This is a genomic window from Fibrisoma montanum, from assembly GCF_003583365.1.
Classification (GTDB): Bacteria; Bacteroidota; Bacteroidia; order Cytophagales; family Spirosomataceae; genus Fibrisoma; species Fibrisoma montanum.
Window position 1 is genome coordinate 265,291 of the sequence record NZ_QXED01000008.1, and the last position, 26,571, is coordinate 291,861.

Genomic DNA, 26,571 nt, shown 5'->3' on the forward strand with positions numbered 1-26,571 from the left:
TCTCTCTATGTGCACTATCGTCCAGCCGTACGGCTTTTTGTCTTTTGAATCACAACCGGTACGCACTTCGCCGGCGGGCACTCACACTGAGTGTTCTGCAACACAACTGACCGCTGCACAAAACATCCGGCTTGGGTGAATACCCGAACGATGTACGTCTGTGGCGTACCGGTCCGGCTGATGTTGCTGACAATGATTCCGCTCGCCGGAATCGGCAGGGCTTCATTGTAGCTGGTCGCTCCGTTGTAGGTCGTGCCCGTCGATACGTCGAAGCGATCGTTCGGGCCGAAGTTGCCGATTGCTACCTGCCCATCGGAGCGCGACGTAGCGCCGTCGCAGGTGGCTTCCTGGGCCGTCAGCGTAACGCTGTCCGGGGCCGGGTTCACCACCGCATCGACTACGATGCTGCTGCTGCAACCGGTAATCAGGTTGGTTACGGTCAGCGTATACGAACCGCTGTTGGTCGTTGTTGCAGCCGGGATATTGACCACTGCCCCGCTGGCGGTAAAGCTGTTCGGCCCGGCCCAGGCGTAGGAAACTCCCGTCGACGATGTGGTACCTGTCAGCACCAGGGTTTCGCCCGCACAAACCGGTGGAGCGCTGGCTGCGATAACCGGCGTGATGCAGTAGAAGCCCGCATCGACCGTTGTATTGTTCTCACCGGAGGCCAGTACATACGGTCCGGTCTGGCCCGTCACGCCGTTGGCATCGCTGTCGGTCGCGTCGTTGCCGGTGTTAGCCGTTGTCGACGTGAAGGCGTCCGGTTGTGTGAAGGCGACGACATAGGTAACCCCCGGCGTCAGGCCCGTGAAGCTGTAGACGCCACCGGCATTCGTCGTGGTAGTCAGCAATACGTTGCCGTTACCGCTGAGCAGCTGCACCGTTACGCCCGCAATACCCGGCTCACCCGTATCCTGCTGCCCATTCTGGTTGAGGTCGTTGAAGACCAGGTCGCCCAGGCTGGCCGGGCGGTAGAAGCCCGCATCCACCGACAGATCGATCTCACCCGACGCCAGCGTGATGCTGCCCGTACGGCCGGTGAGCGGATCGGCATCCGAGTCCGTTGCCCCGTTGCCCCCCAGGTTAGCCGCCGTTGCCGAGTAGCCGGCCGGAGCCGTAAACTGCACCTGATACGGTACGCCCGGCGTCAGACCCGTGAAGCTGTAGACGCCACTGGCATTGGTCGTTGTCGTATTGACCACCGCGCCGTTCTGCAGCAGCTGCACCGTTACACCCGCAATACCCGGCTCACCCGCATCCTGCTGCCCGTTGGCGTTGAGGTCTTCGAAGACGAAGTCACCCAGAACCGCAAACTGCTGTGGCTGCAACAGCGCCGTATCGGTATCATCTTCGTTCGGTGTCGTGTCGCTGTTACCCGGCGTCGAGTCAATGTCATCACCACTGTCGGCGGTGATCTCGGCCCGGTTCGTAATGACACCGCCCGCCGTAGCCGTCAGCGTCATGCCGATGGTCAGCGTAGCCGACTCACCCGGTGCCAGACTGGCGATAGTTGCTACGGCATTGCTGCCCGACTGCGTGAAGCCCGGACTGGCCGCTGCATTGAAGGCCGTACCGTCGGGTATGAAGTCGGTCACCTGCGTATTGGTCGCGGTTAGTTCACCCTGGTTGGTGACGATCAGTTCGTAGGTTATGACCCCTCCCGGCAACAATGGACTTGGCGCAGAAACGATGTCTTTGGACAGGGCCAGATCGAAGCGGAGCAGGTAGAAACCGGCATCGAGGGTATTGTTGGTCTCACCCGAAGCCAGCGTAATGCTCTGCGTTACGCCGTTGATCGCATCGCTGTCGGTCGCATCGTCCCCGCCCTGATCAGCCAGCGTGGCCGTGTAGTTGGCCGGGGCCGTGAAGCTCACCGAGTACGGTACACCCGGTGTCAGCGCGGTGAAGCTGTACACCCCACTCGAATCCGTGGTTGTAGTTGTCAGGGATACGCCATTGCTGATCAGCGTAACGGTTACGCCCGCTATACCCGGCTCACCCGCATCCTGGATCCCGTTGCGGTTGGCATCGGCAAAGACCCGGTCGCCCAGCGCTGCCTGACGGTATACGCCCAGGTCCACGCTCGTGTTATTCTCACCGGAAGCCAGAATATACACCCCGGTTTCACCATCGAGCGGGTTGGCATCCGAATCAAGCGCATCGTCTGCACCTTCATTATCCGCCGTGATCGTGAACATCGGCATCGGCGCAAACTGCACCTGGTAGGCTACTTCCGGCAGGAGATTCGTGAAGGTATACTGACCGTTTGCGTTCGTTGACGTAACCTGAACAACCACGCCGTTCTGGAGCAGACTCACGGTTACGCCCGGAACACCCGGCTCGCCCGGATCTTGAACACCATTGATATTAATATCCTCGAAGACGAAGTCGCCCAGGCTGGCCGGCAGCAGGAAGAAGCCCGCATCGAGAGTATTGTTGGTTTCACCCGAGGCCAGCGTGACGCTCTGGGTTACGCCGTTGATTGCATCGCTGTCGAGGGCATCATCTCCACCCTGGTTACCCAGTGTGGCAGTGTAGCCGACCGGGGTTGTGAAGCGTACCTGATACGATACGCCCGGCGTCAGACCCGTGAAGCTGTAGACACCGTTGGCATCCGTCGTGACGAAGTCTACTACGGTACTGTCGCGGAGCAGACTCACCGTAACCCCCGGAATCCCTACTTCGCCCCCGTCCTGAATGCCGTTGCGGTTGGCATCGGCAAAGACGCGGTCGCCCAGGCTGGCCGGGCGGTAGAAGCCAGCATCGACGGTGAGGTTGTTTTCACCAGCGGCCAGCGTGTAACTGCCGGTTTGTCCGGTCAGCGGATTGACATCGGAATCAGCCACATCGTCGCCACCCTGATCGGCCAGCGTAGCCGTAAATCCGGCCGGAGCGGTGAAGCTCACGACATACGCTACGTTCGGCACGAGTCCCGTGAAGCTGTAGACGCCACTGGCATTGGTCGTTGTGGTGTTGACTACCGTACCATTCTGCAAGAGATTGACAGTCACACCCGCGATGCCCGGTTCGCCCGCATCCTGCCGGCCATTCGCGTTGATGTCTTCGAAGACGAAGTCGCCCAGGCTGGCCGGCAGCAGGAAGAAGCCTGCATCCAGCGTCGTGTTGGTTTCGCCCGAGGCCAGCGTGAGGCTCTGGGTTACGCCGTTGATCGCATCGCTGTCGAGGGCATCATCTCCGCCCTGGTTAGCCGGAGACGCGGTGAAGTTCGCTGGGGCGGTAAACTGCACCTGATACGATACGCCCGGCGTCAGACCCGTGAAGCTGTACACTCCGCTGCCGTCTGTTACGACGCTGGCCAACGGGGTACCGTTGCTCACCAACGTAACCGTGACACCCGGAATTCCCACTTCGCCCCCATCCTGAATGCCGTTGCGGTTGGCATCGGCGAAGACGCGGTCGCCCAGACTGGCCGGGCGGTAGAAGCCCGCATCGACAGTAAGGTTGTTTTCTCCGGCGGCCAGAACGTAGCTGGTCGTCCGTCCCGTAATCGGATCAGCGTCCGAATCCGAAGCATCATTGCCTGCGTCAGCGGCCGTGGCCGTGTACCCGGTTGGGGCGCCGAACTGCACTACGTAAGGCAATCCAGGGGTCAGACCCGTGAAGCTGTATACACCGCTGGCATTCGTTGTCGTCGTCAATACGACCAGGTTATTCTGTAAGAGGTTGACGGTTACACCCGCAATACCCGGCTCACCGGCATCCTGCTGCCCGTTGGCATTGGTATCTTCGAAGACCAGGTCGCCCAGGCTCGCGCAGGGTTGTTTTGATACAATGGCCGTATCACTGGCCGTACAGCCGTTGGCCGAGGTCACCGTCAGGGTGTAGGTTCCGATGGCCGTTACCGTCGGATTCTGCTCCGTACTGGTGTATCCGCCCGGACCGCTCCACGCAAACGTTACGTCCGTCGGAGTGGTGCTGGCCGTAAGCTGCAGCGAAGTTCCCTCACAGGGGATTACCCCACCCGCAGCGGTTATTGTCGGCGCAACGGTGTTGCTGGTGATATTGGTCGTCGTCGTAGCCGTACAGCCATTGGCAGCCGTTACCACGACGGTATAGGCACCCGGCGTACTGGTCGTGAAGCTCTGGGCCGTTGAGGTAATTCCTCCCGGACCGCTCCACGCATACGTTACCGATTCAGTGGCCGCAGCCGATACGCTTGCCGTAGTTAACGTACAGGTCAGCGGACCGGTGTTGGTCGCCGTTACGGTCGGAGCCGACTGGTCGATCTGAATCGTGGTTGTCGCCGTCGCCGAACAGCCGTTGGCCGCCGTTACGACAACGGTATACGTGCCGGCTACCGTAGTGGAGAAGCTCTGGGCCGTTGAGGTAATTCCTCCCGGACCGCTCCACGCGTACGTTACCGCTTCATTAGCCGTGGCACTTACCGAGGCTGTCGTCAGCGTACAGGTCAGCGGACCGGTGTTGGTTGCCGTTACGTTCGGTGCGGTTGCGTCCTGTTGAACGGTTGTGCTGGTCACCGCCGTACAGCCGTTGATGCCGGTCAGGGTTACGGAGTACGTACCCGCTACCGAGGTGGTGAAGCTCTGGGCCGTTGAGGTGAAGCCGCCCGGACCGCTCCAGCTGTAGGTAATACCCGGTGCTGAACTGCTGGCCGAAACCGTTACGGTAGTCAGCGTACAGGTCAGCGGACCCGTATTGGAAGAGGTCACGTTCGTTGGCGGCAGGAAGTTCTGCTCCACCACACCGATGGCTGAAGCCACGCAACCGTTGGGCGACGTAGCCGTTACCGAATACGTACCCGCTGCATTGACCACAATATCAGGCGTAACGGCACCCGTACTCCATTGATACGTAGAGCCGGGGCTGGCCGTTGTCGAGATAGTAGCCGTAGGCTGGGCGCAGGTCAGCGTGTTGCTCACGCCAACGGTTAAGGTCGGCACGACCGTATCGCTCACGACCGTAGCCGTTGTAGCGGCCGTACAGCCATTAACCGCCGTTACGATCACTGAGTACACACCCGCCGATCCGACCTGGATAGAAGGCGTTACCTCGCCCGTGTTCCAGCGGAAGGTCACGCCCGGCGTAGCGGTTGTCGAGAGGGTAGCCGTGGGTTGAGCGCAGGTCAGCGTGTTGCTCACCGATGCCGTGACCGTCGGGGCCGCCGTGTCGCTCACGACCGTAGTCGTTGTAGCGGCCGTACAGCCGTTGGGCGCGGTCACCGTCACCGAGTAGGGGCCGGCCGCACTCACCGAGATCGTCGCCGTTGTCTCGCCTGTGTTCCACCGATAGGTCACCCCGGGCGTCGTGCTGCTGGCCGTCAGCGTCGCCGTCGGCTGAGCGCAGGTCAGGGTATTGCTTACGGCAATGGTCACGTCCGGCGTCGCCGTATCGCTCACGACCGTGGTAGTTACTGTAGCCGTACACCCGTTGGGGCTCGTGACAGTCACCGTGTAGGCACCCGCTGCACTCACCGAGATCGTAGCGGTCGTTTCGCCCGTACTCCACAGGTAAGTCACGCCCGGCGTAGCGGTTGTCGAGAGGGTAGCCGTGAGCTGGGCGCAGGTCAGCGTGTTGCTCACCGATGCCGTGACCGTCGGAGCGGCCGTATTGCTGACCACCGTGGTCGTCGTAGCGGCTGTTGCCCCGTTGGGCGCAGTCACCGTCACCGAGTAAGGTCCTTCATCCGTCACTATGATCGATGACGAAATGGCACCCGTACTCCATCGATACGTGACGCCCGGCGTAGCGGTTGTCGAGAGGGTGGCCGTGGGCTGGGCGCAGGTCAGCGTGTTGCTCACCGATGCCGTGACCGTCGGGGCCGCCGTGTCGCTCACGACCGTAGTCGTTGTAGCAGCCGTACAGCCGTTGGGTGCGGTCACCGTCACCGAGTAGGAGCCGGCCGCACTCACCGAGATCGTCGCCGTTGTCTCGCCCGTGTTCCACCGATAGGTCACCCCGGGCGTCGTGCTGCTGGCCGTCAGCGTCGCCGTCGGCTGATTAACGGTTATGGTGTTGCTCACCGTCGCTGTTACGTCGGGAGCTGCCGTGTTGCTGAAAATTGTCGTCGCGATGGTAGCCGTACACCCGTTGGCCGAAGTGACCGTCACGGAATACACCCCAGCGGCTGATGCCGTAAAGCTCTGGGCCGTTGAGGTGAAGCCACCCGGTCCGCTCCACGCATACGTCACCGCTTCGCTGGCCGTCGCGCTCACCGTCGCTGTCGTTTGTGCGCAGGTCAGCGGACCCGTGTTCGAAGCGGCTATGCTCGGTACCGTCACATCCTGCTGGAGGGTGGTGTTGGCCATGGCCGTACAGCCATTGGCCGAAGTGACCGTTACCGAGTACAGACCCGGCGTGCTGGTCGTGAAGCTGGCCGCCGTCGAAGTAAACCCACCCGGACCGCTCCATGCATACGTTACCGCTTCGTTGGCCGTGGCCGAAACGGTACGGGTTGTCAGGGCACAGGTCAGCGGGCCGGTGTTGGCCGCAGTCACTGTCGGAGCCGCCACATCCTGCTGGAGAGTGGTGTTGGCCGTGGCCGTACAGCCGTTGGCCGAAGTGACCGTTACCGAGTACAGCCCCGGTGTGCTGGTCGTGAAGCTGGCCGCCGTCGAAGTAAACCCACCCGGACCGGTCCATGCATACGTTACCGATTCGTTGGCCGTAGCCGAGACGGTACGGGTTGTCAGCACGCAGGTCAGCGGACCCGTGTTCGAAGCCAGTACCGTCGGAGCCGTCACATCCTGATTGATGATCGTACTGGCCGTTTCAAAGCAGCCATTAGCCGAAGTCACCGTCACCGAATATATACCCGCTACCGAGGTCGTGAAGTTCTGAGCCGTTGAGGTGAAGCCCCCCGGACCTACCCAGCGGTAAGTCACCCCTGGTGTCGTGCTGCTGGCCGAGACCGTCACCGCCGTCAGAGTACAGCTCAATGGACCATTGTTGGTCGCCGTTACGTTGGCCGGTGGCGTAATATCCTGACCGACCGTAGTCACAGCCGTAGTCGTACAGCCGTTGACCGGATTGATTACAGTGACCGTATAGCTGCCGGGCTGGGTGGTCATAAAACTGGCCCCCGAGAAGGCAAAGCCACCCGGACCGGCCCAGTTATAGATCACCCCGGGTGTCGTGCTGCTGGCCGACACCATTACACTCAATAAGGTACACGACAGTGGCCCGTTGTTGCTGGCTGAGACGCCGGCCGGCGGTACGATATTCTGCTCCAGCGACGTACTGGCCGTGGCCGTACAGCCGTTGGGGGCCGTCAGCGTCACCGAGTAGAGTCCTGGTGTGCTGGCGGTAAAGCTGGCGGCCGTCGAGGTGAAGCCCCCCGGTCCGGTCCAGCTGTAGGCTACACCCTGGGTGGTTGTCGTCACGCTCACCGTCGCCGTAGTCAGCGTACAGGTCAGCGGGCCCGTATTGGCGGCCACTACAGCCGCCGGAGGAGCAATGTTTTGCTCCAGGGTGTTAGCCGCTACAGCCGTACAGCCATTAACCGTGCTCGTCAGGGTGACTGAGTACGTACCAGCAACGGATGTCGTGAAGCTGGCAGATGTTGATGTAAAGCCACCGGGACCAACCCAGCGATACGTCACATTGGGGGTTGTCGTGTTTACTGAAATCGTGGCTGATGTCTGCGTACAGCTCAACGGGCCGTTATCGCTGATGGTTACATTCTGGATACCGGTATTGTCCTGACCTACTGTGGTAGTGGCCGTGGCCGTACAACCGTTCGGCGAGGTTACCGTTACCGAGAAAACCCCGGCCGATGCCGTGATAAAGCTCTGATCGGAACTGGTGAAGCCACCGGGGCCGGTCCAGCTATAGGTCACCCCGGGCGTCGTACTGCTGGCCGAAACCGTCACCGAACCCAGCGTACAGCTCAGCGGGCCGGTATTGGTCGCCGTTACGTTTGCCGGTGGGGTGATGTTCTGACCAACCGTCGTACTGACCGTAACCGGCGCACAGCCATTCGGACCTGACACCGTTACTGAATAGGTACCCGGGGTGCTGGTGATAAAGCTCTGGGCCGTCGAGGTGAACCCGCCCGGTCCGCTCCACGCATACGTCACTCCCGGCGTTGAACTGCTGGCTGAGACGGTTACCGTGGTCAGCGTACAGGTCAGCGGACCGGTGTTGGTCGCCGTTACGTTCGCTACCGGGGTGTTGTTCTGCACAACACTCGTAGTGGTAACCGTCGTACAGCCGTTGATCGGGTTGGTGGCCGTCACCGAATATACACCCGCTACCGAGGTCGTGAAACTCTGGGCCGTTGAGGTGAAGTTGCCCGGTCCCGTCCAGCGGTAGGTTACCCCCAGGGTTGTTGAAGATACGCTCACCGTCGCCGTAGGCTGGGCACAGTTTATCGGTCCATTGTTGGCAGCTACCACACCAGCCGGCGGAGTGATGTCCTGACCCACCGTTGTGCTGGTCGCAGCCGTACAGCCATTGGCCGAAGTAACCGTCACCGAATACACCCCGGCGATGGATGTGGTGAAGCTGGCGGCCGTTGAGGTGAAGTTGCCTGGCCCCACCCAACGGTAGGTCACGGCTTCACTGGCAACTGCTGAAACGGTAGTGTTGGTGATCAGACAGGTCAGCGGACCTTCATTGCTGGCCGAGACCGTTGGAACCGTCACATCCTGCTGGAGGGTGGTGTTGGCCGTGGCCGTACAGCCATTGGCCGAAGTGACCGTTACCGAGTACAGACCGGCGACGGATGTGGTGAAGCTGGCGGCCGTCGAGGTGAAACCACCCGGACCCGACCAGCGATACGTCACCGCTTCACTGGCCGTGGCCGACACCGTAGCCGCTGTTAATGAACAGGTCAGCGGGCCGGTGTTTGACGCAGCAACGGTCGGAGCCGCCACATCCTGCTGGAGGGTGGTATTGGCCGTCGCCGTACAACCGTTGGCTGAAGTGACCGTTACCGAGTATAGCCCCGGTGTGCTGGTCGTGAAGCTGGCGGCCGTCGAGGTGAACCCGCCCGGACCCGCCCAGCGATACGTCACCGCTTCGTTGGCCGTAGCCGAAACGGTACGGGTTGTCAGGGCGCAGGTCAGCGGCCCCGTGTTCGAAGCCAGCACCGTCGGCGAGGCAATATCCTGCCCAACGGTGGTGTTGGCCGTGGCCGTACAGCCGTTGGCCGAAGTGACCGTTACCGAGTACAGACCCGGTGTACTGGTCGTGAAGTTCTGAGCGGTTGATGTAAAATTACCCGGACCCGACCAGCGATACGTTACCCCTGGTGTTGTACTGTTAGCCGAGACGGTGACCGTGGTCAGCGTACAGGTCAGCGGGCCTGTATTACTGGCGGATACACCGGCCGGTACGTTCAGGTCCTGGGTTACGTTGGTCGTCACCGTGGTGGTACAACCATTTGCCGGGTTGGTGACCGTCACCGAATACACTCCGGCAACGGATGTAGCGAAGCTGGCGGATGTCGAAGTGAAACCACCCGGTCCCGCCCAGCGGTAGGTTACCCCACCCGTGGTGCTGCTGGCCGAGACCGTCGCCGAGGGCTGGGCACAGGTGATGGGGCCGTTGTTGGTGGCTGCTACGCCGGCCGGTGGGGTGATGTTCTGACCCACCGTTGTGCTGGTGGTGGCCGTACAGCCGTTGGGGGCCGTCAGCGTCACCGAATAGGTACCCGCAACATTAGTAGCAAAGCTCTGCGTATTGGCCGTAATAGTACCAGGCCCTGACCACCGATAGCTTACATTCAGCGTTGAACTATTGGCGCTTACCGTTACGGTCGTCAGCGTACAGGTCAGCGGACCCGTGTTCGTAGCGGTTACGTTTGCCGGAGGAACAATGTCCTGCCCAACGGTGGTGTTGGCCGTGGCCGTACAGCCATTGGTCGAGGTTACGGTTACCGAGTACAGACCGGCAACGGATGTGACGAAGCTGGCGGATGTCGAGGTGAAGCTACCCGGCCCCGTCCAGCGATACGTTACGCCACCCGTGGTGCTGCTGGCCGATACCGTCGCCGTAGGCTGGGCACAGGTGATGGGGCCGTTGTTGAAAGCAGCCACACCGGTCGGTACGTTCAGGTCCTGGGTTACGTTAGTCGTCACCGTGGTGGTACAACCATTTGCCGGGTTGGTGACCGTCACCGAATACACTCCGGCGACGGATGTAGCGAAGCTGGCGGCTGTCGAAGTGAAACTACCCGGTCCCGCCCAGCGATAGGTTACCCCACCCGTGGTGCTGCTGGCCGACACGGTGGCCGAGGGCTGGGCACAGGTGATGGGGCCGTTGTTGGTGGCCGCTACACCGGCCGGCGGGGCGATGTTCTGACCCACCGTTGTGCTGGTGGTGGCCGTACAGCCGTTGGGGGCCGTCAGCGTCACCGAATAGGTACCCGCAAGATTGGTGGCAAAGCTCTGTGTGGACGCCGTGAAGCCACCCGGGCCTACCCAACGGTATGTGACGCCACTCGTGGTGCTGCTGGCTGATACGGTGGCTGAGGGCTGGGCACAGGTGATAGGGCCGTTGTTGGTGGCCGCTACGCCGGCCGGCGGGGCGATGTCCTGCCCTACCGACGTGCTGGCCGTAGCCGTACAGCCATTGGCCGAAGTAACCGTCACTGAATACGTACCGGCAACGCTGGTCGTAAAGTTCTGCGCCGTGGTCGTGAAGCCACCCGGGCCTACCCAACGGTATGCCACGCCACCACTACTGACGACACTGACGCCTACAGCCGCCAGATTACAGGTGATCGGGCCGTTATTTGACGCCACAACGCCTGTTGGCGGGGCCGTGTTCTGGTTAATCGTCGATGTGGCCGTGGCCGTACAGCCGTTGGCGGCCGTTACAACTACGGTATATGTACCCGCGGTCGACGTGTTGAAGCTTTGCGTGGTAGCACTGAAGTTACCAGGGCCCGACCAGCGGTAGGTCACCGCTTCACCGGCCGTGGCGCTTACCGTTACGGTGGTCAGCGTACAGGTCAATGGACCCGTGTTCGATGTCGTTACCGTTGGCGCAACGACGTCCTGCCCTACCGAAGTGCTCGTCACAGCCGTACAGCCGTTGGCCGCCGTTACCGTCACCGAGTAGGTACCGGCCGTTGCGGTCGTAAAGCTCTGTGCGGTTGAGGTGAAGCCTCCCGGACCAGCCCAGCGGTACGTAGCTGGTACGTCGGAGGTGGCGCTTACCGTTACGGTAGTCAGCGTACAGGTCAGCGGGCCCGTGTTCGAGGCACCAATGGTCGGGGTAGTACGGTCCTGCTGAACCATTGTACTCGTTACGACCGTACAGCCGTTCGGAGCCGTTACGGTCACTGAATAGGTACCGGCCGTTGCGGTCGTGAAGCTGGCGGATGTTGAGGTGAAGCCCCCCGGTCCGGCCCAGCGGTACGTAACGCCCGTTGTCGAACTGCTGGCCGACACCGTCGCTGTGGTCAGCGTACAGGTCAGCGGACCCGTGTTCGAAGCACCGACGTTGGCAGGTAGGGCCGTATTCTGACTAACTACTACCGAAGAAATCGTTGTGCAGCCGTTGACCGGATTCGTGGCCGTTACCGAGTAGGTGCCGGCCGTTGCCGTCGTGAAGCTGGCGGACGTCGAGGTGAAGCCCCCCGGACCAGCCCAGCGGTAGGTCACACCACCCGTGGTGCTGCTGGCCGATACCGTCGCCGTAGGCTGGGCGCAGGTCAGGGTGTTGCTGACGGAAGGCGTGACCGACGGCGCGGTGGTGTTGCCGGCTACGGTTGTTGTGGTCGTGGCCGTACAGCCGTTCGGGCCTGTCAGCGTTACGCTGTAGGTTCCGGTAATGCTGGTCGTAAAGCTCTGGGCGGTTGAGGTGAAGCCACTCGGCCCGGCCCAGCGGTACGTAACGCCCGTTGTCGAACTGCTGGCCGACACCGTCGCGGACAGATCGATACAGGTCAGCGGCCCGTCATTGGTCGCCGTTACGTTTTGTGGGGGCGTGATGTTCTGGCTAACCACCACCGTAGCGGGCGACGGGTCCGTACAGCCATTGGCCGAAACCACCAGTGTATACGTACCAGGGGTGTTGGTCGTGAAGCTCGCGGCCGTTGACGTAAATCCACCCGGGCCGGTCCAGCTAAATGTTGAGCCGGTCACCGACGACGTACCCGTTACGGTTGCCGAGGCAGCACAGGTGATCGTAGTGGCCGTTGCCGAACCGTCTGGCAACGGTCGTACGGTTATCAGAATGTCGTCCAGCGGCCGGCAATCCAGCGGTCCCGGTGTCGGGTTCAGAACGGCATATACATAATACGTAATGGGTGTCGTACCGGTGTTAGCCGGAAAAGCGACGTTGGTCAGCGACGCAACGTTACTGACCGGGGTAGCTGTTCCCAGGGTTGTACCGCCCGAGTAGGCCGCCGTACCGCTCTGCGGAGAAGTAAAATAAACGAAGCGGATCGCGCCCGTTCCAGTCGCCGTGGTCGTGACACTCAGCGAACTGACCGGGGTGCCCGAACATACGGTCTGCGAAGCGGATGCATTCGTAATGGTTGGACAGGTAACGAAGCCGAAATCGTAGGAATGGTTGTTTTCGCCGTAGTCGCCGGTCGTCAGTGAGATAACGACGTTGTTGCCCACGATGACGCCATCGCTGTCGACCAGATCGTCCGATCCGGCGTTGGGCGTGGTCGGCGTAAACCCGGCTAACGCGGTTTGACTGAGGGGTATCCGTATTTCGTAGGCTGTATTAGGCAGCAGGTTGGTGAAATAATACTCGCCGTTGGCATTCGACGTAGTGGTGGCGGTCAGCGATCCAGCCTGATACAGCTGGACGGTGATGTTGGCAAAATTCGATGCCCCCTGCCCATTATCCTGCAGACCATTGGCCGTTAAAGCCGACCCATCGTTGAAGATCCGGTTACCAATCTCGATCGGCTGGTAATTACAGCCAACTTCGAGATCGCCCAGGCCGTTTGCTTTACCGAAAGTCGAAACGTTCGAACTTTCGTATATCTGCACGCTGGTTGACGGACTACCGGTTCCGTTTGAGTTCCGGAAACGCCGAATCCCCCCCGCGTCGATATTTGTAGTTGGATCCATTACTGCCGCAGCCACCTCATCGCGACCCGGCAATACGGCCAGACCGCCCAGGCTCATTTCGAGGTGGTACGGGCGAAGCGTTCCGTTAATATTGTCTCCCACCGATACGGCATCGCTGAAATAATATTCGCCATTGCCCGGCCCTTGTCCGTTGTTTGCTCCCGCCGTTGGTGTTCCGTTACAAATCCGGGCGTTATTTTCAATTGTCCATTGCCCCGGTGAGCATTGCCCGGCCCGAAGCATATCGCCCGGCGAAATTGCCCGGAACAACTGAGTGCTGTTTGGATTTAAGCCTAAATTCAGGTTACCGTACTGGTCGCCCAGACGGTCCCGAATGCTGACAATCATCGAACCATCGATGTCAAATTCGATTCCCGCAAACCAGGGCTGCGGGTAGCTACAGTTAGCCAGATCAGCCCGCGAGAACCGGTTCGGTATCGGGTTCGCGTTAGACGGGTTGTTCTGGTCATAACCGGGCTGAATGTTGGTCCAGGGAAGCCAGTACTCCGAGCGGTCAACACCCACTTTATCGTTGTTAACGGCGCCCCGCTTATACGTCAGGGGAAAGGACAGAACCTGCGTAAATGTATTATTGGCCGGGTTGAACTCATACACAACGCCCTTCATACCGACCGTATCGCGGGTGATCAGGTTAGGCGAAGAAATTGAGCTTCCCGCAGCCGAGAAAGTGCGGGTGGCCGTCACGCCTTCGTTCGTTGTCACCCCCCCGATATATACCCGATCCCGATAGTATTTCAGGGCAAAGGGCCGGAATACACTTCCCGCTGTCTGCGTTGGCGAAGGAATGGCAAATGCCACGGGTGTACCGGCCGTGGGGTTCGCGCTGCTGGGGTTGTTGATGGGAACCTGGTAAAGCTGCCGGTCATTTAGGTTGAGGGTATACAACTGCGTACCGTCGTCCGAAATTTCCAGATCGCCAAGTCCTGTTTTACCAACCTGATCAAACACCGACAAATCCCGGTTCTGTTCCGAAATAGTCCCGGGTAAGCCCCGGGCGGTATTAGTGGCCACCGAGCCTACATTTGGAATGGTAGCAAACAGCGCTGAGGTATACGTTGTGCCGGAACCCGGTCTGGTGATGTAGATGGCGCCCGCTCCACTCGGCCCGAGACCGGAATGGCGCTTGACAAAAGCCGACGAAAAAACGTTTCGGGTGGCCCGCTGATAGGCAATGCCGTATACGGTTCCGAGCTGGCTGTTGACGGCAATACCGACTTCAGCAGTCGTTGTTCCCGTACTCGTCGTACTATATGGTAATGTGACAAGAACAGGCTGAGCGCCCGCGTTTCCTGTCGTACTGGTTGGGTTACCGTTAACGTAACAGGGTATGAAAAAGCTGGGCTCAGCCTGGCAGTAGTCAGCCGGGTAATTGATCCCCAGATTGACAGTAGCCGGCGATGACGCAGCAAACTGCACGGTTGTGCCGCTTTGCGACCCCCTCGGCCCGGCAAAATAGCCAGACGGCAGGTTGGTGAACTGGATACGGTAAGGACCGGCCGCCGAGGGCGTAATGCTGAACTGCCCCTGCGTAGCAACCGCCGAACTGGTGACAGCCGTTCCGACAGCCGATCCGCCAGCATACACAGTCACGGTAACGCCACCGACACCGACCTCTCCGGTGAGCGATGTGGGACTGAATTCGCGGGTTCCGTTTGCGTTGAAATCCCGGTACACGGTCCCTGATATCTGGGCAACTGCGTTACCTCCCAGCAGTAGTAAAAGAAGCAAAGGAACGAAGTTCCGATATAGCCTATTGAAGCCTTCCTGGCGAAAAATACGAAGCAGACTATATACAAGAGGGTAAATGTTCTTTACCATACGCAGATAGAGTAACGATTTAAGGTTGCCTACGAAATGACAGTCGGCGGAGTCGATCAGGACAAACTCCGCCTATCCTTTGTGTAGCTGCTCAGAAACTATCAAAGAGAATGCCAGCTTGCCGAATTGAAGAGACGCCGGCGACCGGCAGACAGGCCACTCATCAGGCGGAAAAACAGGAGGAAGACCAATACGCAGGTAACGGAAACAAGTAGTTCTATCTGACTAATAATGTCACAATAGAATACTCTTTAACCTATTCATTCTTAATTATTTACCACATTACATACGTATGAATACAATCTGTTATTCTCAGCGGAAACTTCGTTTATACACAAACGATGCGGAGCAGTTACTACCCGATTTACCGCCCTGGAAATTGTTTATTTTTTAATCTGCTTTGATCATATATTCCGGATTCAGCGCTTCCATCTGCCTGAGTTTACCGATACGAATACAAAGCTCACGAAGCGATTTTTTGGTTGAACACCCGTTCATCTAATACTATGCCAAAGTCATTTTTCAATCAATCGTCTACTGGTTGGCCCACCCGGCCTCTTCCTGCGGCCAAACCAATTCCAGCGGTCAGAATTGCCGTTAAATAAGGTTATTCGCGATCCGTTTACACTTTGTTTATTTTGGCTGAAATGTAGAGTTGGGTTTCTTGTATGAGTTCGTATATTTGAGGTCGTTAGGTTTCTATTTTGTCTGTTAAACCACTGATAACAAAGCTTTTATTCGTATTATCAACTGGTTTTATCCCGACAGATCCACTGGTTTAGTTCTTAGTCTCGTCATTCCAGTAGCTCAACACCACCGTTAGTACTGGCCGATCGTTTGCAGTGTTATGAAAGTTTCACCATCTGATCCGTTTCAGATCGTTTATTCGCTGTTGGAGCATGAATTTTTAGGCTTCCTGATCGAAGCCTTTGTCGTTCAGCTTAACGGCCGGGGGGAACTGACGCTGCTTAATCAGACCCTCTCGACCCAGAACGTTGGTGAGTTTGCCGAAAAACTCGACGAACGGGATTTTGAACTCGTCCGGCTGATCGAAAGCATCCAGCAGGACACCATCGTCAAGAAGTTCAACACCCGGCGGCTGCCGGCGGTCGATTTCTTCCTTAAACTATACGATCCTCAGAAAGGCGACAAGCTGGTGCAGGAGGCCATCGCGGGCTATCTCGAAAACCTGAAAGCGCAGATCATGGCCCTGCTGCCCGGCAAGCCTTTTTACGTGATGGGCAACGACGGCAATCCGGCCTGGTCGCGCATTGAGTGGATGTCTGAACCGGCACGGGTGCATTTTCACTTCGTCCGGAACGACGACTCAACCCACTATTTTCCCATTATTCGCTATCCGGTTGCCGAAACCGGCGAAGCAGGAAGCGGATCGAACGGGACCCGGGAAACGGAGCGGATCGAGTTCCAGTTTAAGGATGCGCTGATGATCTGCGATGAGCCCGCCTATATGATGGTCAACAACCGGCTGTATCATTTCAGCAAAAGCGTAGACGGAAAAAAACTCCGACCGTTCTTTAACAAGAACCATATCGTTATCCCGAAAAATATTGAGCATCAGTATTATGAGCGGTTCGTAGCCCCACTGATCGCTTCGTATGACGTATATGCCAAAGGGTTCGAGATAAAAACAGAGACCGTAGATCCGGTGCCGGTCCTTACCGTTTCGGAACAGGTGGCATCGAGCCGCCCGGTGGCGGCTTCGCTCTTTGCCGATGGCCCTGAACCCGACGATGATGCCGGGCAACGAATCGCGTTCGACCTGTCGTTCCGCTACGGTTCCTTTACGTTCCGGTTCGACAGCTTTGCGGCTTCGGCTAACGTAAGCCTGGAGAAGAAAGGCGACGAATACGTATTTCATAAAATCCGCCGGGATCAGCGCCTTGAACGGCAGAAACTAAACTGGCTTCGCGAGCACAACCTCGACATCCGGCACGGCCGGCTTGCTCTGCCCAAACCGGAAGCTTTTTCGTGGCTTTCGGAACACAGCGCCCAACTCGACCAGGCCGGGTTTGTGCTTCAGCAGAGTGCCCAGGATACCAAGCGCTATTTTCTGGGGTATTCGTCCATCGACGTATCCATCCAGGAGGGCCGCGACTGGTTCGACATTTACGCCAACGTTCGGTTCGGCGAGTTTGAAATTCCGTTTCTGAAACTGCGGAACCTGATTCTGAATAAGAAGCGGGAGTTTACGCTCCCCAACGGCGAGATTGCCGTCATTCCGGAAGCCTGGTTCACGAAATATTCGGAGCTGTTCGGATTTCTGGAACAACCCGACGGCACCGACCAGCTCGTGCTGCGTAAACACCACCTCGCACTGGTGCAGGAACTCGAACGCGATAGCCTCGCAACGGCCGTGATGACCCGCAAACTCGAACGGCTACGCGACTTTGAAGAGATTGAAAGCTTCCCGTTGCCGAAGCAGTTTACCGGTACGCTCCGCCCATATCAACAGGCGGGTTACGACTGGATGAATTTCCTGCGGCAGTACCGCTTCGGCGGCTGCCTCGCCGACGACATGGGTCTGGGTAAGACCGTGATGACGCTGGCCATGCTGCAGGGGCAGAAAGAACTGGGCATTACCGAACCGACGCTGCTGGTTATGCCTACCTCGCTGCTGTACAACTGGGAACTGGAATCCCGCAAATTTACGCCCGACCTGCGGGTGATGGTCTACACCGGCACCTACCGCGATAAGAACACGGCGCAGTTCGACGACTACGACCTGATTCTGACCTCGTACGGTATTGTCCGGATCGACATTGAACTGCTCAAGGATTACCGCTTCAACTACGTGATTCTGGACGAATCGCAGGCCATCAAAAATCCGTCGTCGCACATTACGAAGGCGGTCATGCAGCTCAATTCGGCCAACCGCCTGATTCTGACCGGTACTCCGCTGGAAAACAGCACCATGGACCTCTGGACGCAGATGACGTTCATCAACCCGGGGCTGCTGGGAAGCCAGTCGTTTTTCCGCAATGAGTTTCAGGTGCCGATTGAGAAACGCCACGACGAGCAGAAAACCGGCCGGCTCTATGGGCTGATCAAGCCGTTTATGCTCCGGCGCAACAAAGCGCAGGTAGCCACCGATCTGCCCGAAAAAGTAGAAAGCATTCTCTATTCGGAGATGACACCCGAACAGGAGAAGCAGTACGAAGAAGCGAAGTCGTACTACCGGAACCTGATTCTGGAACGTATTGAGGAAGATGGGATGGCCAAATCACAGATGATCGTGCTCCAGGGCCTGACCAAACTCCGGCAGATTGCAAACCACCCCCGGATGATCGACGATACCTACGAAGGCGATTCGGGCAAGTTGGAGGACGTACTGATGCGCCTGGAAAGCGCCATGACCGATCACCACAAAGTTCTGGTGTTCAGTCAGTTTATCAAACACCTGAGCGTAGTGCGGCAATACCTGAAAGAAAAGAACATCAAATACGCGTATCTCGACGGGTCGACGCAGGACCGGCAGTCGCAGGTAGAACTGTTCCAGACCGACGATTCGGTGAAGCTGTTCCTGATTTCGCTGAAAGCCGGTGGGCTGGGCCACAACCTGACGGCCGCCGACTACGTATTCATTCTGGACCCGTGGTGGAATCCGGCCATCGAAGCGCAGGCCGTCGACCGGGCGCACCGCATCGGTCAGAAGAAAACGGTATTTACCTATAAGTTCATCACCAAAAACACGGTCGAAGAGAAGATTCTGGCCCTGCAGCGGTCGAAGCAGAAACTGGCCAGCAACCTCATTGCCACCGAAGAGAACTTTGTCAAGTCACTGACCAAGGAAGACGTAATGGTGCTTCTGGAATAGTCAGAATCACACGTTCAGAAGATTTTTGGGAATGTAGCCCTCCGTATTTGTTACTGAGGAGATATACGCTATCATTCACCAAAATAATCAGCTCAACGTATGAATACGAAAAGCATCTTTGGCATTCTGCTGACCCTGGTCGGCCTGGTTGGCCTCATCTACGCAGGCATCGATTTTTCAAAAGGGGGTGTCGCTCAGGCATCCTTTGTCTTTCTGGTGCTGGGCGGCATCTTTTTCTTCGCCGGCGTCAGCCTGATTCGCAGCACAAAGGCATAATGTAATGAACCGGACCCTGGTCAGGCTTCGGCCAGGGTTTCTGCTGTCTTTTCTTACCGCAGGTAAACGCCGGTCCGATCGGGGTCGCTCAGGATAACGTCAACGTGTTCGTTGAGGGTAGTACTGAGTTCATACCCTTTGTAATCGGCGGCAACGGGGTAGCGCGGATGGTTGCGGTCGATCAGTACGGCTACCTGTAGTTTGCGGACCGGCATGGTAAAAAACGGCTGCAAACTGAAAGCGAGCGTCCGACCGGTGTACAGCACGTCGTCTACAACAATCACCACCTTATCGGCAAAGTCGGCGTCGGGGCCTTCCACCTGAACCGGCGGCTGCGCGGATTGCGACTTATCGATGGTAAGACGTACCAGATCAAGCCGGAACGGCGCGATCTGTCGCAATTCCTGTGCCAGTGACTCAGCCAGTACATAGCCTTCGCCCGTTATGCCGGCCAGAATGATAGCAGGTTCTCCGAAGTTGTTTTCGTAAATCTGAAAGGCAATCCGACGGATTTTCTGCTGAATCTGTTCGGCGTTCAGGATGAGCGTAGGTTGAGCGGTCGTCATACCGGCTGTAACGATGGTTAGCCCTGCAAAGATGGTAAAAAGTCGCCATAGCGCCAGTACGTTGCCGGATTGGTCCAACTACCAATAAGACTATTCCGACATCGTCTGGCAAACAAACGGATGGGTTTGGCATAGTTTTAGCCAATTGTCAGGGCATACCGAGATTACAACCATCATCATGAAAGCCCTGGTCGCTCTTTTACTTTTCTCTACATTATGGACAACGCCACCGGCCAACTCATCACCCGGTACGCAGCTCAGTGAGACCATACGTATCTCGCTTCGCAACGGCAACGCCGGGCAGCTCTCGGCTCATTTTGCCAGCACCATCGAGTTAATCATCGATTCGGAGAAGGTTGAGTTTAGCTCGTTGGCAGCCCCCCACGCCGAACTGATTCTTCGCAGCTTTTTTCGTAAATATCCGCCCCATAGTTTTCAGTTTGTGTACCGGGGCGCATCGGACCGGTTGTTGTACAGCACCGGCACCTACGCGACCGAAGGCCACGCCTTCACGGTCTACGTACTGATGCGGCAGACCGCCGGCCGGCAATACGTTATCAACGCCCTTCACTTTCGTAAGGAAGCTTAGAAGGGAGGAAAGGAGGAGAGGGAGGAATGTAGAGGGGAGAAAAGAAAAGCACTTTAATCGCCACTTTCCTTCTCCGTTCCACTCTGCCTCCTCTCCTCCCTTTTCTTTCCTGCTTTTCCTAACAAACTTCTATCTTTGTGCCTTCATTATGAGGTACCATGATTGTTAAAACCAAGAAATACGCGTTAGATCAAAAAACGTACATCAACATAGCCCTGCGTCAGTGGGTAAAAGATAACTGGAAGTGGGCGTTTGTTCCCCTGGGCCTGATTATCCTGAACGTTATCCTGAACGTTACGGGGGCTTATCCCAACATCTGGATCTACATTGTCATTGTGCTCCTCACCATCCTGTACGTACTGTTCTGGGCTGTGCAGATTACCGGCATTACGCAGATGGAACAGAGCAAGGCCCTGTTTCAGAAATACGTTTACGAAATCGACAGCCGGCAGATTCTCATGCGCATCAACGCCCGCGAAGGGGGTATGCTGAAGTGGGATCAGATCGGCAGTGTTATCAAAGACAAGGAAGCCTACATTTTCTTCCTCAACAACGAGCAGGCGCTGCAGAACGTCAAAGCCAACTGGATCGCCAAAACCGTGACACGGGGGTTGTCGAAAGCGCAGTTCCTGTACCTGCCCTACACGATCTTCAACAGCGAAAACGATCTGAAATTCACCGATGCCCTCCTGAAGCGCAAAGGACTGCTGGGCGACCCATCGTAAACGCTATTTTGTTATTTTTGAAAGTCCAACTCCATCGCAGGGTTGGATTTTCTGTTTACAGTTAACCCCTTTTACCATGAAGTACACAGGTTCGCTCCTTGCGCTCCTTTTTCTGATCCATACCCTTGCGACGGCGCAAATGCAGCGGGCCGTCACACTCGACGATGTCTGGGGGCGCAACGCCGGTGTATTTACCCAACGCACCGTCGAAGGAGTCAACTGGATGAAAACCGGTGGTTTCTACACAACCCAGAACGACGGTCGCATTGTCAAATTCAACATCACTACGGGCCAGCCGGTCGATACCTTATTCGACCAGCGAACGGCCGTTGTGGCGGGCGGCAACCAGCGCATTAACCTGGAAGGTTACCAGCTCAGCGCCGACGAACGTAAACTGCTCATCACGACCGACGACGAACCGATTTACCGCCGGTCGAGTCGCGCCCAATTCTACGTGTACGACCTGCAATCGGCACAACTGACCCCGCTGAGTAAGGGCGGCAAGCAGCTGTACGCTACGTTCTCGCCCGACGGCAAACAGGTGGCGTTCGTTCGCGACAATAACCTGTTTGTGGTTGATCTGGCTACCAAACAGGAAACCCAGCTCACGACCGACGGTAAACAGAACGCCATCATCAACGGCGCGGCCGACTGGGTCTACGAAGAAGAATTCACGATGTCGCGGGCGTTCGAGTGGTCGCCCGACAGCCGCCGTATCGCCTGGATTCGGTTCGACGAAAGCCGCGTGCCGGAGTACAACATGCAGCTCTGGGGTAACCTCTACCCCATCGACTACCGGTTCAAATACCCCAAAGCCGGCGAAGCCAACTCGACCGTGACGGTCTGGATCGCCGACGTAGCTGACAAAGGGCCAAGCGGAAAAAAAGTGCAGGCGCAGACCGGCCTCAGTACCGACACCGACTTGTACCTGCCCCGCATTCAGTGGACCCGGAATCCCAACCTGCTGTCGGTCCGGCGACTGAACCGGCTCCAGAACCGGCTCGATCTGCTCCACATCAATGCCGCCACCGGGCAGGCAACTACCGTACTGACCGAAACCAGCCCAACTTACGTGGACCTGGAATTTACGGACGATCTGACTTACCTGCGCGACGGCAAGGCCTTTGTCTGGAGCAGCGAACGGAGCGGGTTCAAACACCTTTACCTGCACGATATGAGCGGCAAACTGATCCGCCCGATTACGTCCGGCGAATTTGAAGCCATCAACATCCTGGGCGTCGACGAGAAAAGCCAGGCGGTTTATTACCTATCGACCGAAAACTCTCCGCTCGAACGGCAGTTGTACCGCATCGGGCTGGACGGGCGCAACAAAACCCGGTTAACCAAACAATCGGGTACGTATGCCATTAATTTCAATCCGGACTTCACGTACTACCTGGAGTATTATACGTCGGCGGCCACTCCTACCGTCGTTACGTTGCGCAAAGCCCCGACAGCCGAGCAGCTCCGCATACTGGAAACCAACAGTGGCCTGAACAACCGGCTGCGGCAGTATGCCCTCTCGCCCAAACGGTTCTTCACGACGAAAGCCGCCGACGGTACGCTGCTGAACGGCTTTGAGATACGTCCGCTCCGCTTCGACAGTACGAAAAAATACCCGGTACTGATGTTTGTATACGGCGGTCCGGGTTCACAAACCGTTAAAAATGACTGGGATACCCGCGATTTTTTCTGGTATCAGACGATGGCCGATAAAGGTTATGTCATCATATCGGTAGACAACCGGGGCACGGGCGCCCGCGGAACGGCCTTCCGGACGCAGACGTACGCCCAGCTTGGCCGGCTCGAAACGCAGGACCAGATTGCCGTGGCGCAGACGCTCAAAACCTGGCCGTATGTTGATCCGAATCGGGTGGGCATCTGGGGCTGGAGCTACGGGGGTTACATGACGGCCCTTTGTATGACCCTGGGGGCCGAAGTATTCAAGATGGGCATTTCGGTGGCCCCCGTCACGACCTGGCGTTTCTACGACACTATCTATACGGAGCGGTACCTCAAACGCCCGCAGGAAAACCCCTCGGGTTACGACGAGAATTCGCCCCTCACCCACGCGGCCAAACTGCGCAGCCCGTACCTGCTCATTCACGGCACCGGCGATGATAACGTACATTTCCAGAATTCGGTGATGTTCGAAGACGCGCTGATCCGGTCGGGGAAGCAGTTTCAGTCGTTCTACTACCCCAACCGCAACCATGGTATTTCGGGGGGTAATACCCGGCTGCATCTGTACCAGATGATGACGAATTTCATCGAGAAAAATCTGTAGCGCAGCCCGGCCCCCCTTTAAAAACAAAGATCAGTGCCTCACGAGATGGAAGCACTGATGCCCACTTTTAACCTATGATAGACATTGCGTATCGGTCTCAACGCTACGTCCCGGCTAGCTGCCCGGACGTAGCGTTGGCAACGTAATGAGTTGGCTGCCTGCTTTGAGAGGGCTACTCCGCTGCAACGGCTAGTAAAAGTTTATCCGACGTTTTTGGTGCCAAGGCCTTCAGATTGATTCGGTAGATTGTATCGCCCCACTTTGTAATGATTCCGCGGTCTTCGGGCGCGTCCAGTTTTATCTTTTCGACCGACGCCTGCAACTGAGCCGGATTGTAGGTCACCACAAAATTTCGCGCCGAACCGCCTTTAGGCTGGTAGCGAATGAGCAGTCTGCCCGGCTTCTGCACTTCGGCGGGGTAGCACGTCATGAGGTGCTGCGTAAGGGCATCGGCTTTTTCCAGGCTGATAGCATCCGTTATCTGCACGCCCTTACCCCGGTTCAGCCGGACGGTACGCTGCCAATGCCTTACCCCGGCTTCTTTAGGATAGGCCTGAGCTATATCAACGTCAAACTGCGTAAACGCTCCCCCCGCTTTATGAGCTACCTGAGCGGCTTTAAACTGGGGGCCGGGCGGTTGCGTTTTGCCGTTGATCGTCGGCAGGTTGTGGTAGTCCGAACAGTTATACCAGATGTCGTATCGTTTGCTGCTGAACGTTTTCGCCGTGTAAGTACCCCGGCCTACGTCAATCAGCAAGGGTTGTCCGTCGAAGTAAACGACATAATTGCCTATGTCGTTGTGGTTGTGGCTTTCGTCGTTGTGTCCCCCTTTGGCCGCTACGTAGAAGCCATCGGTTGTTCCTTCCCGGTCGCGGGCGGCAAACACCTGCAGGTCGGGCAGCCAGACGTCTTTAGGCAACGGCAGCCCCTGCGCAGCTTTCTGAAATTCGTCCTGCATGAACAGAGCGTAAAAATTGCGGAAGTAATGAAACTTCCCGATGGTGCCATCCTCCGGTTTTCGGTAGTAGGCACCGAACCGCATCATGTCAGGGTCATTGATGGCTTTGCCGTAGCGGTAGATCATCGTTGCGGCCATGCCGGGCTGTGGATCAGCATCGGCAAAGTTCAGAAAATAGCGGTCGCTGATCTGCGCGCGGTAGATGAACCGACCCATATTCCGAAACTTCTCGTCGGCGTACACGTAGGCAAAGGCATCGTTGCTGGCCAGGTTCAGCATCGCAATGTTGTCATACAGCGACGCGGCTGCGGCCCCCCAATAACTCGGTCCTTCGTCGCAGCCGCCATCCTGCGGATACGGATTCAGGAATTCGTCCAGTACGTCCAGCAGCTTTGCCACGTTGGCCGTACGCTTGTCATCGTCTTTTTCCAGCAACAGAACCGCGTTCAGCCAGTTCGAGCAGATCCACGGATTCCAGTTGTTGGGGGCGCGGCCGTTAGCCGTTTTGGTCATCCAGCCGTGGGGCCGGGTCATCAGCGGCTGAAAAATTCGGTTGTTGGTTTCGGTATAGATCCGTTTCCGGATCTGGGGCGAAACGGCGTCGAGCTTATCACCGAGGTAGTAGTCGACCCAGGCCAGGTACGTAGCGGTTTCGGCCGCAAACAGGTCGACAAACGGCTGCGAAACGTCCATCAGACCGGCATACGTTTTTGATTTCGGCAGGTGGGCCGGTACACCCCAGAACGACTCTTCGCAGATGGACCATACGCCATCAATGATCGGGTCGACAAACCGGCCCTTGTTTTCATAAATTTCGGCGAGAAGCAGCGTACCGAGCACCTCCCGCTTCTGAAAACTCACGGCCTGGTACTGATCCCGGTCGCCGGTACGTTCGATCAGCAGCGACTTGGTCGCCGGAATGTAGGGCCATTCGTAGTTCAGGTACGATTCCGCTTTTTTCAGGTAAGCGTTCATCATAGCCGCATCGGCCTTCGCCCAGCCCGCCCGATCGTCCCGTTTGGGAAAGGGTGTCCACTTCGCCTGCGGAATCAATACGGTTTTTAAGTCTGCGGACGAAAATTTTCCGCTCAGCAAATCCGGCTGCTGCGCACCGACCGGCCACCGAAGCAGACAAAACAGGGCAATGATTAGTACGTATCTCATTGAACAGGGTCAGGTTTTAATCAATCATGATAAACGGCAGAGACGGACTGCGTCGGGCCAGGGCTCGACTTAGAACAGCGAATGCGTCAGGACAAAGAACGGATCGTTCACGCTCGCAGCGGGCCTGTTTTCGGTGTCCCCGGAGCGGCCGTATTTAGTTTCGGCTACGGCTACGACCGGCCAAAATTCCTCGCGGTGCAGTTCTTTAATCTGCTTGTGCTCCCAGGGTTTCTGGTTTTCGGCGTAAGGCAGCAGCCACAGATACGCTTTTTTGATGCTCTTTCCATCCGGAGTTTCATAATTCCAGAGGTCGATATTGACCTTTTCAGCCAGGGCGGCCAGTCCGAAAAACCCTTTCAGGTTCATCACCGAATAGTTCCAGGAAAGCGTTCGGGCCAGTTCATGCGGCTGGCTGCCATCGGCTTTCAGCTGACTCTGGATGCGGCCATACGTCTTTTTTTCGATGATCTGCCGGGCCAGCGGTTTATCGTCCACAAACAAGGCAAAAGCCAGGGTCTGGAAGTCGTAGTATGTGCCGTGGTTGTTGTGCTCATCCTCTTCATCCTTCCCGACCGGACTCGTCAGCATCCAGTTCAGAAATTGCCGAAACCAAGCCTGCAAAGCTACCTGATCGTTCTGCGGCCAGGTTTTTGATGACTTTAGCAACTGCACGGCATCGACCACCTCGGCCAGGCCCCGGGTGTCGATCAGCCCAATACCCCGCCCATCCGTGATGCCCGGGATTGCCTGACCGTAGTTCAAGTTCGGATTCATGCGGGTTTGGGGGTTAAGAAACCACCCCCGAAGCAGGTCAGTTGCCCGCCGGGCGTATGTCTCGTTGTCGGAGAAATAATACGCAACGGCCAGCGTCTGAACCTGGCTGCATAGTTCGTTCAGATACGCATTGTCCTGAATAGCCATCCGTTCCGGATTGACCTGACCATCCTTGCGGATGTAGGGCAGGCCATTGGGTTTGGTCGGATCCGGCCACCAGTACGGTCCCACGCTCATGTAATCGTGCTTATCGCCACTGGGCGGAGTTTTACTTTTCTCGACGACGGAGTGGGCCGGTTTGGTCAGGATCTGATCCGCGGTGCTCAGCAGTGATTGCCGGGCTGCAACCATTGCTGGATCACCTTGCCGGATTTTTTCTTTGTTGGCCTTCAGTACGGCCCCATCCAGCAGAAACGTAGCGGGCTCCTGCCCTGACTGCGCAAACGATTGCAACATGGATACCACAACGAGCGCACCCGTCCAGACGGCCAGTCGCTGCCATTCATTATGCATGATCTGGTTTAGGTTTAGGCCGGGAT

9 protein-coding genes are annotated in these 26,571 nt (G+C 57.5%); 5 read left to right on the top strand and 4 right to left on the bottom strand.

Annotation, left to right across the window (positions count from 1 at the left end):
* Positions 1 to 14 precede the first annotated feature (14 nt).
* Positions 15 to 14,768 (bottom strand): SdrD B-like domain-containing protein, encoded by a 14,754-nt coding sequence (locus DYU11_RS25505; protein WP_158600358.1) that lies wholly within the window; start codon positions 14,766 to 14,768, stop codon positions 15 to 17.
* 937 nt (positions 14,769 to 15,705) lie between these two features.
* On the opposite strand from DYU11_RS25505, the gene DYU11_RS25510 reads away from it, so the two are divergent.
* Both DYU11_RS25510 and DYU11_RS33520 read left to right on the top strand, forming a co-directional pair.
* The gene (locus DYU11_RS25510; RefSeq protein WP_119670557.1) at positions 15,706 to 18,693 is read left to right on the top strand and encodes a DEAD/DEAH box helicase; all 2,988 of its coding nucleotides are present in this window, start codon (positions 15,706 to 15,708) and stop codon (positions 18,691 to 18,693) included.
* Between the two features lie 99 nt (positions 18,694 to 18,792).
* Entirely contained in the window at positions 18,793 to 18,969 is a 177-nt protein-coding gene (locus DYU11_RS33520; protein ID WP_199736791.1) for a hypothetical protein, read from the top strand.
* Between the two features lie 53 nt (positions 18,970 to 19,022).
* Here DYU11_RS33520 and DYU11_RS25515 read toward each other — a convergent pair whose 3' ends face one another.
* Positions 19,023 to 19,535 (bottom strand): phosphoribosyltransferase family protein, encoded by a 513-nt coding sequence (locus DYU11_RS25515; protein ID WP_119670558.1) that lies wholly within the window; start codon positions 19,533 to 19,535, stop codon positions 19,023 to 19,025.
* Positions 19,536 to 19,713: 178 nt separating this feature from the next.
* Between DYU11_RS25515 and DYU11_RS25520 the strand changes: the two genes are divergently transcribed.
* The 3 genes from DYU11_RS25520 (at position 19,714) to DYU11_RS25530 (ending at position 23,136) form a co-directional block, all read left to right on the top strand.
* Positions 19,714 to 20,124 (top strand): DUF4783 domain-containing protein, encoded by a 411-nt coding sequence (locus DYU11_RS25520; RefSeq protein WP_229366029.1) that lies wholly within the window; start codon positions 19,714 to 19,716, stop codon positions 20,122 to 20,124.
* A gap of 158 nt (positions 20,125 to 20,282) precedes the next feature.
* Positions 20,283 to 20,849, top strand: a complete 567-nt coding sequence (locus DYU11_RS25525) for a YcxB family protein (RefSeq protein WP_119670560.1) — start codon at positions 20,283 to 20,285, stop codon at positions 20,847 to 20,849.
* Between the two features lie 76 nt (positions 20,850 to 20,925).
* Positions 20,926 to 23,136 carry a S9 family peptidase gene (locus tag DYU11_RS25530; protein ID WP_119670561.1) on the top strand — a complete coding sequence of 737 codons (2,211 nt, stop codon included), beginning with the start codon at positions 20,926 to 20,928 and terminating at the stop codon, positions 23,134 to 23,136.
* A 172-nt stretch (positions 23,137 to 23,308) separates the two neighbouring features.
* Here DYU11_RS25530 and DYU11_RS25535 read toward each other — a convergent pair whose 3' ends face one another.
* The gene (locus tag DYU11_RS25535; protein WP_119670562.1) at positions 23,309 to 25,258 is read right to left on the bottom strand and encodes a heparinase II/III domain-containing protein; all 1,950 of its coding nucleotides are present in this window, start codon (positions 25,256 to 25,258) and stop codon (positions 23,309 to 23,311) included.
* 69 nt (positions 25,259 to 25,327) lie between these two features.
* The gene (locus DYU11_RS25540) at positions 25,328 to 26,545 is read right to left on the bottom strand and encodes an alginate lyase family protein (protein WP_119670616.1); all 1,218 of its coding nucleotides are present in this window, start codon (positions 26,543 to 26,545) and stop codon (positions 25,328 to 25,330) included.
* Positions 26,546 to 26,571: the final 26 nt, after the last annotated feature.